Genomic DNA, 9,376 nt, shown 5'->3' with positions numbered 1-9,376 from the left:
CTGGACCGCCCACCAGACCGACCACCAACCCCACACCCACATACCCCAGTGACCCTCCCCGGAGTGGGAAGTCGGGCCGACCGACTTCCCACTCCCGGCCGTTCCTTGTCGTTCGGCTACCTCAGCCCGCCTCGACCGCGACGCCCGCCACCATCGGGCTGCGGAGTCGGTCATGGGCGTCCTTCGGGACCGAGGGAGCGGGCGTCCTGACCACGGTTCCGCCCGCGCCTATATCCCCGCCAGATCGGTCCCGCCCCGCGGCGGTGTCGCGGGGTTGTGACGTCCGCGGGGTGGTGCCCGTCGCCACCCGGTGGCGACACTGCCGTTGAAGGGGGAGGACGCGATGGGGGAACGGACGGAGTGGACCGCCCGGGGCGGGAGGACGGTGGAGGTCGACTACCCGGCCCCGGCCCGGACGGTGGTGCTGACCGTGACGGTGGACAGGCTGGAGGAGATCACCGTGCTCGCGGGCGGGGCGGACGGCACCGAGCTGCACCGGGGGAAGGGGGCCTGGAGCGTGCTGGTCCCCCCGGCACGGCAGGAGGAGCTGCGCCGGATCACCGTGACGGGCCCACGCCGGTGGCAGCTGCGGCTGCACGACCCGGCGGAGGCGGCCGAGCTGACCGGCCGGGTCACCGGTAGTGGTCCCCGGGTGCTGGTCCACCCGGGCGGCACTGTGCTGGTCGACGTCACGCACCGGTCCTCGGCGAACGACGCCCAGCTCTTCCGGCTGGTCCGGCCCACGGCGGACGGCGACCGGGAGGTGCTGGCGACCGGTGACCGGGTCGGGAAGCTCTACCGGTCGGACAACTGGACGCTGCTGCTGGAGGGCCCGCAGCTGCTGGTGGTCGAGCAGGGGGAGGAGTGGTCGCTCACCGGCCGCCCGGCGGACCTGCCGCCGTCGACGGAGACGGTGCGGCACGGCATCGGGGACCGCCGCGAGGTGTTCGCGTGGCCCGACGGGACGGGTCCGGCCCTGCTGGAGGTCGAGACTGCGGACGGAGTCCTGCTGGGACTGGAGGACCACGCCGGTCGGAGTCTGGCGTTCGTCCATGCCATGGCAAAGAACGGTGTCCAGCGCGTACTGGTGCGGGCCGACCCGGACCGGCGAGCGCTCGGCCCGTTCCGGGCCGAGGTGACCCGCGGCCGACGCGCGTGGCGGCTGGAACTGCTGCCGGTCGAGGACGCCCGTGAGCTGGTCGGCCGGGCGGACGGCACCGGACACGACGTCCTGGCCTACACCGGGCCCCCGGCGGTGTTGCGGGCCTGGTCGCTCGCGGACAAGGCCTCGTCCGTCACGGTCGAGGCCGGGGGCCGGCGGATCGCGACCAGGTACGGCAGCCCGGAGGAGTGGGGCGGCGCCATACCGGTCGGCGGCCCGCCGGAGCCGGGCGAACCGGAGCAGGTCCGGGTGGAGAGCAGCGGCCGTTGGCGGCTGGAGGTGGTCCCGCTCGCGGCGGTGCCCGTCTTCGACGGTCGGCTGTCCGGCCTGGGGGCCGAGGTGGTCCGCTGGGCCGGGCCTCCGGGGCGGCTGACCGTGCGGACCGGGCGGTGGCACGGAGGGCTAGCGGAGGCGACCGTGCTGGACGAGCGGCTGAACCCGCTCGGCGCCACCAGCACCTTCGGTCGGCGGCGGCACGTGCCGGTGGAGCTACCGTCCGGCTGTCTGGTGGCGGTCCAGACCTGGGGCCTCAAGGGCCGCTGGCGGCTGGCCGTGCGGTGACCCCGCCGCCTCCGGCCGGCGCCGCAGCAGCACCGCGACCAGCACGGCGCCCGCCAGGGCGGTGAGGCCGGCGGCCAGCAGGGTGCGGTCGAGGCCGGTGGCGAAGGCGGTCCGGAGCAGTTCCCCGGGCAGCCCGGCCGGGGGCCGGCCGGCGGCCAGCGCGCCGGCGGTGGCGTCCGGGTCGGGGCCGGCCGCCGGGTGCCCGGTCAGGGCGTCGCGCAGGCCCCCGTGCAGGACGAGCCCGAGGACGGCGATGCCGAGCGCCTGGCCGAGCTGCCGGAAGGTGTTGAGGGCGCCGCCGGCCATGCCGCCGCGCTCGGGCGGGACGGCCGCCATCGCGGCGGACGCCAGGACCGGGCTGACCGCACCGATCCCGAGGCCGGTCAGGGCGAGGCCGGGCAGCAGGGCGGCCCAGCCCGAGGAGCCGTCCAGGACGCCCTGCAGCAGCGTGCCCAGCCCGATCACGGCCAGGCCGCCCGCCAGCGGCACCGCGACCGGCAGCGCGGCGAGCCGACGGCCCGCCAGCGCCGGGACGGCGAAGGCGACGACGCTCATCGGCAGCAGGGTGAGCCCGGCGGCCATCGGGCCGAGGTCGAGCACCGACTGCAGCCACAGCGAGATGTACGGCAGGCCGGAGAAGGCGGTGGCCGAGTAGACGGCGCCGCACAGCAGGACCCCGGTGAAGGCCGGCCGGCGCAGCAGCGCGGGCGACAGCAGCGGGTGCGGGCTGCGCCGTTCGACCAGCGCGAACACGGTGAGCGCCACGACCGCGGCGGTGCCCGCGCCCAGCACGGCGGGTGAGGTCCAACCGTCCGTCCCGCCCCGGATCAGCCCCAGTACGGCCGCCCCGGCCGCGACGGTGAAGGCCGCGGCGCCGGGCAGGTCGAGCCGGCGGGCGCCGGGGTCGCGGGACTCCGGCAGCGTCCGCCGGGCCAGCACCACGGCGGCGAGCGCGAGCGGCAGGTTCACCAGGAAGATCGACCGCCAGCCCAGGTACTCGGTGAGCACGCCGCCGGCCACCGGCCCGACGGCCGCCGCCGCTCCGCTGACGGAGCCCCAGACGCCGAAGGCCACCGCCCGGTCGCGGCCCCGGTAGGCGAGGTTGAGCAGCGCCATCGCGGTGGCGAACATCGCCGCGCCGCCGCCCGCCTGGACGATCCGCGCTCCCACCAGGGTGGCGCCGTCCGGGGCGAGGCCGCAGGCCAGCGAGGCGAGCGCGAACACCACCAGGCCCACCGTGTACACCCGCCGGCGGCCCACCCGGTCGGCGAGGGCGCCGAGGCCGAGCAGCAGTGCGGCCAGCGCCAGCGCGTAGCCGTCGAGCACCCACTGCAGGCCGTCGAAGTCCATGTCCAGCCCGGCGCCGATGTCCGGCAGGGCCACGATCACGATGCTGACGTCCGTCAGCAGCATGAACACCCCGAGACAGACCGCGACCAGCGGTCCCCACTTGCGCATCCCCGTTCCCCCTCGTCCAGGCCCGGCCCTTGCGGCCGGACGCCCCGTCACTTTCGGTCCGGAGGCCGCTGTCGCGCCGCTCACGGGGATGGTTCCGGTGGATCTCGACATCACCTACCATCCGGCTGGTGGAAACCGTGACGCTGGACGGACTGGACCGGGCACTGCTGCACGCCCTGCACCTGGACGGCCGGGCACCGTTCCGGCGGATCGCCGAGGTGCTCGGGGTGTCCGACCAGACGGTCGCCCGCCGCTACCAGCGGCTGCGCGCCGCCGGGGTGGTGCGGGTGGTGGGGCGGACCGACGCCCGGCGGCTCGGCCAGGTCGACTGGCTGACCCGGATCCGGTGCGTGCCCGACGCCGCCGCCCCGCTCGCCGAGGCGCTGGCCCGGCGGCCGGACACCTCCTGGGTGAGCCTGCTGTCCGGCGGTGAGATCGTCTGCAACGCCCGCGCGCGGCTGCGGCCGGAGCGCGAGGAACTGCTGCTCGGCGCCCTGCCCCGGAGCCCGCGGGTGCTGTCGGTCTCCGCGCACTACCTGCTGCGCACCTACGTCGGCGGGCAGGTGGCGTGGAGCGGGCGGACCTCGACGCTGACCGAGGAGCAGATCGGCCGGCTCCGCGCCGCGGCGGGAGCCGGGCCGAATGCCCCGGGTGCCGGGCCGAGTGCCCCGGGCAGGCCGGACGTTCCGGACGTTCCAGATGTCCCGGACGGGCTGGACCGGGCGCTGCTGGCGGCGCTCGCGGTGGACGGGCGGGCGCCGCTGGCCGCGCTGGCGGCCGGGGCGGGGAGCCCGGAGACGACGGTGCGCCGGCGGCTGGCCGCGCTGGTCGACGGCGGGCTGCTCTTCTTCGACGTGGACGTGGACCCCCGCCCGCTCGGCTTCGAGGTGGAGGCGTTCTGCTGGCTGACGGTGGCGCCGGGGCGGCTGGCGGCGGTCGGCCGGGCGATGGCGGAGCACCCGGAGGTGGGCTTCGTGGCGGCGACCACCGGGCCGAGCAACCTGGTGGCGGGGCTGGTCTGCCGGGACACCGGGGCGTTCTACGACTACCTGACGCAGGGGCTGGGCGAGCTGGAGGGGGTGGTCGCGGTGGAGACGGCTCCGCTGCTCCGGAGCGTCAAACGTGCCGGGATGATGATTCCGTCATCGAATAATCCATAAAGCCCGCCCCTGGCCGGATCATCGTGGGTCCTGGCTAATTATTTGTCTACAGATCATCAGACAAATCGAGAATTCCATGATTCCCCTCGAAAATGCCTCGCCATGACTTCGGGGCACCCTTAGTATCTGAACGAACACTTTTGGTGACCGTTCGGCCGCGGACGGCGAAGGGGGTCGTCATGGGCGAGCAGGTTCGAACCGTGCTGCGCCACGTCGCCTACCCGTTCCTGCTGGTCGTCCTGGTCGGGATAGCCGTCGCGGCCCTGCGTCTGCGCTGGGATTTCGACCGGGTGAACCAGCTGTTCCTGCTCGGCGTGATCGCCTTCATGTCCCTGCTCGAACGTTTGATTCCGTACGAACCGGAATGGTCTCCGAGCGTGCGCGAGTGGGGCTGGTACGGCGTCTACTTCCTGCTGACGATGATCGGCGGGGCACTGTCCCAGGTGCCCGTGGCGGCCCTCGTCGGCTGGTTGGCCCCGCCCCGGTCGGCCCTGCCGCCCTGGGTGGAGATCCCGGCCGCCCTGCTGCTCGGATCGCTGGCCAACTACCTGGTCCACCGCTGGTGCCACACCAGTCCGCGGCTCTGGCGGCTGCACGGCATCCACCACGTGCCCGACAAGGTGAACGTCGGCAACAACGGGGTCAACCACCTGCTGGACGTGCTGCTCACCCAGGGCGCCGTCCAGCTCGCGCTGGCCGCGGCCGGGTTCTCGGCGCCGACGGTGTTCGTGGTCGGCATGTTCGTCGTCGCCCAGGGCTACTTCGTGCACGCCAACATCGATGTCCGGATCGGCCCGCTCAACCATGTGCTCGCCGGTCCGGAGCAGCACCGCCTGCACCACAGCACCGATCTGGCGGAGGCCGGGCACTACGGCTCCGACCTGTCGGTGTGGGACCACGCCTTCGGCAGCTTCACCTGGCGGCCCGGCCGCCGGCCGCTCGCGGTGGGGCTGGCGAATCCGGCCGACTTCCCCGCCACCGGCCGGGTGGTCGCCAGCCACCTCCAGGCCTGGCGCCGCCCCGCCCGGGCCCAGCGGTCCCCGACCGGTACCTCCTGAGCCGCGCCCCGTCCCGTCCCACCGTTCCGTCCCCGCTCCGTCCCCGCTCCTCCTCCCGACCGGCTCGCCCCTGCGGCCGACCCGGCTTCCGGCCTGCCCGGAACCCGGCGCGCGGCCGCTGTCCCCCCGGCGCGCGCGGCGCTCCCGCAGCCCGCCCGCGCGCGCGAACGCAGCGACCCAAGGACTCGACTCCTATGACGGATTCCCGCTTCGTCACCTCCCCGGACCTCCCCGATCCCTCCGAACGCACCGCCCCCGGCGGCCCGTCCGCCGCGCCAGGCACCGGACGGGAGAAGATCGCGATCATCGGGATCGGCTGCCGCCTGCCCGGCGGGGCGAGCGACCACCGCTCCTACTGGCAGAACCTCCTCGACGGCAAGGACTGCATCACCCCGACCCCGCGCAGCCGCTACGACGTCGCCACCCTCGGCAGCCGGGACAAGGCCAAGCCCGGCCGGCTGGTCGGCGGCCGGGGCGGCTACATCGACGGCTTCGACGAGTTCGACCCGGCGTTCTTCGGCATCAGCGGCCGCGAGGCCGACCACATGGACCCGCAGCAGCGGAAACTGCTGGAGGTGGCCTGGGAGGCACTGGAGGACGGCGGACAGAAGCCGGCCGAACTGGCCGGCCGTGAGGTCGGCGTCTACGTCGGCGCGTTCACTCTGGACTACAAGATCGTCCAGTTCTCGGACCTCTCCTTCGACACCCTCGCCGCGCACACCGCCACCGGCACCATGATGACGATGGTGTCGAACCGCATCTCGCACTGCTTCGACTTCCGCGGCCCCAGCGTCTCCCTCGACACCGCCTGCTCCTCCTCCCTGGTCGCCGTCCACCTCGCCGTGCAGAGCCTGCAGCGCGGCGAGACCGACCTCGCCCTGGCCGGCGGCACCCTGCTGCACATCGCCCCGCAGTACACGATCGCGGAGACGAAGGGCGGCTTCCTCTCCCCGCAGGGCCGCTCCCGCACCTTCGACGCGGCGGCCGACGGCTACGTCCGGGCCGAGGGCGTCGCGGTGGTCGCGCTCAAACGGCTCTCCGACGCGCTGCGCGACGGCGACCCGGTGCACGCCGTCGTCATCGGCAGCGGCGTCAACCAGGACGGCCGCACCAACGGCATCACCGTGCCCAACCCGGACGCCCAGGTCACCCTGATCGAGCGGGTCTGCGCCGAGGCCGGGATCGTCCCCGGCAGCCTCCAGTACGTCGAGGCGCACGGCACCTCCACCCCGGTCGGCGACCCGATCGAGGCGGGCGCCCTGGCCCGGGCCCTCGCGATCGGGCGCCGCCCGGGCGACAAGTGCTACGTCGGCTCGGTCAAGACCAACATCGGGCACACCGAGTCGGCCTCCGGCCTGGCCGGGCTGATCAAGTCCGCGCTCGCCCTCAAGCACCGGACGGTGCCGCCGCACATCAATCTGGAGCGGCTCAACCCGGCGATCGACCCGGACGCCCTGCCGTACGAGATCCCCACCGAGGTCACCCCCTGGCCGGCCCACGAGGGCCCGGCCCGGGCCGGGGTCAACTCCTTCGGCTTCGGCGGCACCAACGCCCATGTCCTGCTGGAGGCCGCGCCGGAGCCGTCACCGGCGCCCGGGCCCGCCCCGGCCGACGCCACCGAGGAGAGCGCCGCGCCCGGACCGGCCGAGGGGCGCCCGCACTGGACGGTGCTGCCGCTGACCGCCAGGGAGGCCGCCGCCCTGCCCGAACTGGCCGCCGGCGTCCAGGCCGAACTGGCCGGCGTCCGCGGCGGCAGCCCGGCCCGCCCGGCCGACCTCGGCCACACCCTCGCCCACCGCCGCCAGCACCACGACGCCCGGCTCTCGGTCGTCTACGACGCCCGCGAGCACGCCGCCCGCGCCTCGCTCGACGAGGCGCTCACCGCCCATCTGCGCGGTGAACCGCACCCCCGGGTCCTCACCGGCCACCGCCGCGAGGCCCGGCACCGCCGACTCGCCTGGGTCTTCACCGGGATGGGCCCGCAGTGGTGGGCGATGGGCCGCCGGCTCCTCGCCACCGAACCGGTCTACCGGGAGGCCGTCGAGTCCTGCGCCGAGCACCTCGCCGAGCTGGCCGGCTGGTCGCTGATCGACGAGCTCACCGCCGACGAGGCGGCGTCCCGGATGGCCGAGACCTGGCTCGCCCAGCCCGCCAACTTCGCCGTCCAGACCGGCCTGGCCGCGCTCTGGCGCAGCCGGGGCGTGCGGCCGGACGCGATCGTCGGCCACTCCACCGGCGAGGTCGCCGCCTTCTACGAGGCCGGGGTCTACGACCTCGCCGACGCGGTCAAGGTGGTGTTCCACCGCAGCCGCCTCCAGCAGGAGCTGGCCGGTACCGGCGGCATGCTCGCGGTCTCGCTCACCGAGGCCGAGGCGCTGCGCCGGATCCGCCCGTACGGGGGCGCGGTCTCGGTCGCCGCCGTGAACAGCCCCACCGCGCTCACCCTCGCCGGGGACGCTCCCGCTCTCGCCGAACTGGCCGCCGCGCTCACCGCCGAGCAGGTCTTCGCCCGCCCGCTGACCGTCGAAGTCCCGTACCACAGCGCCCGGATGGACCTGATCAAGGACGAGCTGCTGGAGTCGCTCGCCGACATCAAGGCCCGCCCGGCGCAGACCCCGCTCTACCTCACCGGCCGCGAGGGCACCGCGCGCGGCACCGAGCTGGACGCCGGGTACTGGTGGCACAACGTCCGCGACAGCGTCCGCTTCCGGCAGGCCGTGGAGCGGCTCGCCGACGACGGCTACGGCCTGTTCCTGGAGATCGGCCCGCACCCGGTGCTCGGCCGCTCGATCCAGGAGACCGTCGAGGCCCACCCGGGCACGGCCGACCGGCCCGAGCCGCGGACCCTGCCCTCGATCCGCCGCCAGGAGGACGAACAGGCCACCTTCACCGCCTCACTGGCCGCGCTCCACAACCTCGGCGTCGAGGTCGACTGGTCGGTGCTCCAGCCCGCCGGGCGGATCGTCCCGCTGCCCCGCTACCCGTTCCGGCGCGACCGGCACTGGGTCGAGCCGAAGGCGGTCGCCGAGGTCCGGCAGGGGCGGGTCGACCACCCGCTGCTCGGCCGCCGGCTGCCCGGCGCCGAACCGGCCTGGGAGGCCCGGCTGGACGCCGAGGCCCTGCCGTACCTGGAGGACCACCGGATCCAGGGCGACGTGGTGTTCCCGGCCGCGGGCTATCTGGAGATGGCCGTCCAGGCGGTCCGCGCGCTCACCGGCGGGACGGACGCCGCCCTGGCCGACGTCGAGCTGCGCAAGGCGCTGCTGCTGCCGGACGACGAGAGCCGCGCCGTCCGGCTCACCCTCTGCGCCGAGCAGGGCGCCTTCACCGTCGCCACCGGCGAGGGCCGTGAGCGCACCGTGCACGCCGTCGGCACCGTCCGCCCCGGCCAGCGCCGCCGGTCCGGCCGCCCGCTGGACGCGGAGGCGGTCCGCGGGCGGGCGCTGCGCCGGCTCGCCGGGCCCGACTGCTACGCCGCACTCGCCGCGCTCGGCTACCACTACGGCCCCGCCTTCCAGGGCATCGAGGAGGTCTGGATCGGCCCCGGCGAGGCACTCGCCCGGATCCGCCCGCCCGCCGGGGTCGCCGGGCAGGGCGAGCGGCACCAGGTGCACCCGGTGGTGATGGACGCCTTCTTCCAAACCCTGCTGACGCCCCAGCTGCTGGCCGACCGGCCGGCGGACGGCCGGGGGATCCGGCTGCCGGTGGCGATCGGGGAGGTCCGGCTGGACGCGGTCGGCGACCGCCCGCTCTGGGTGCACGCCACCGTCACCCGGGACGCCGGGGCCGAACTCCTCGGCGACCTCGCGGTGTACGAGGAGCAGGGCGCCCCGCTCGGCGGGGTCACCGGCTTCCGGGCCGCGGACGTCGAGCGGGCCGCCACCGCGGTCGGCCTCGGCACCATCGACGGCTGGCTCGCCGAACCGGCCTGGGCGGAGCTTCCGGCCGCCGGTGACGCCCCGGACCTGCTGGCCGAA

5 protein-coding genes are annotated in these 9,376 nt (G+C 75.2%); 4 read left to right on the top strand and 1 reads right to left on the bottom strand.

Going from position 1 to position 9,376, the window contains the following annotated elements:
- The first annotated feature begins 343 nt into the window (after nt 1-343).
- Nucleotides 344-1,723, top strand: a complete 1,380-nt coding sequence (locus tag VR45_RS00710; RefSeq protein WP_159394085.1) for a hypothetical protein — start codon at nt 344-346, stop codon at nt 1,721-1,723.
- On the opposite strand, the gene VR45_RS00705 is transcribed toward VR45_RS00710, so the two are convergent.
- A complete protein-coding gene (locus tag VR45_RS00705) occupies nt 1,652-3,181 on the bottom strand; it encodes an MFS transporter (RefSeq protein ID WP_045937705.1) in 1,530 nt (509 codons plus the stop codon). The genes VR45_RS00710 and VR45_RS00705 overlap by 72 nt on opposite strands.
- A 128-nt stretch (nt 3,182-3,309) precedes the next feature.
- On the opposite strand from VR45_RS00705, the gene VR45_RS00700 reads away from it, so the two are divergent.
- From VR45_RS00700 to VR45_RS00690, 3 genes are all read left to right on the top strand, one after another.
- Nucleotides 3,310-4,341 carry an Lrp/AsnC family transcriptional regulator gene (locus tag VR45_RS00700; RefSeq protein ID WP_045937704.1) on the top strand — a complete coding sequence of 344 codons (1,032 nt, stop codon included), beginning with the start codon at nt 3,310-3,312 and terminating at the stop codon, nt 4,339-4,341.
- Nucleotides 4,342-4,520: 179 nt separating this feature from the next.
- Nucleotides 4,521-5,399 carry a sterol desaturase family protein gene (locus VR45_RS00695; RefSeq protein WP_078896115.1) on the top strand — a complete coding sequence of 293 codons (879 nt, stop codon included), beginning with the start codon at nt 4,521-4,523 and terminating at the stop codon, nt 5,397-5,399.
- Nucleotides 5,400-5,593: 194 nt separating this feature from the next.
- Nucleotides 5,594-9,376 (top strand): type I polyketide synthase (locus tag VR45_RS00690; protein ID WP_159394084.1); only part of this gene is annotated, 3,783 nt, incomplete at its 3' end.

The organism is Streptomyces sp. NRRL S-495, from assembly GCF_000966955.1.
Classification (GTDB): domain Bacteria; phylum Actinomycetota; class Actinomycetes; order Streptomycetales; family Streptomycetaceae; genus Kitasatospora; species Kitasatospora purpeofusca.
The sequence above is the reverse complement of the archived record's forward strand: the minus strand, read 5'-3'. Positions and strand labels throughout refer to the sequence as shown.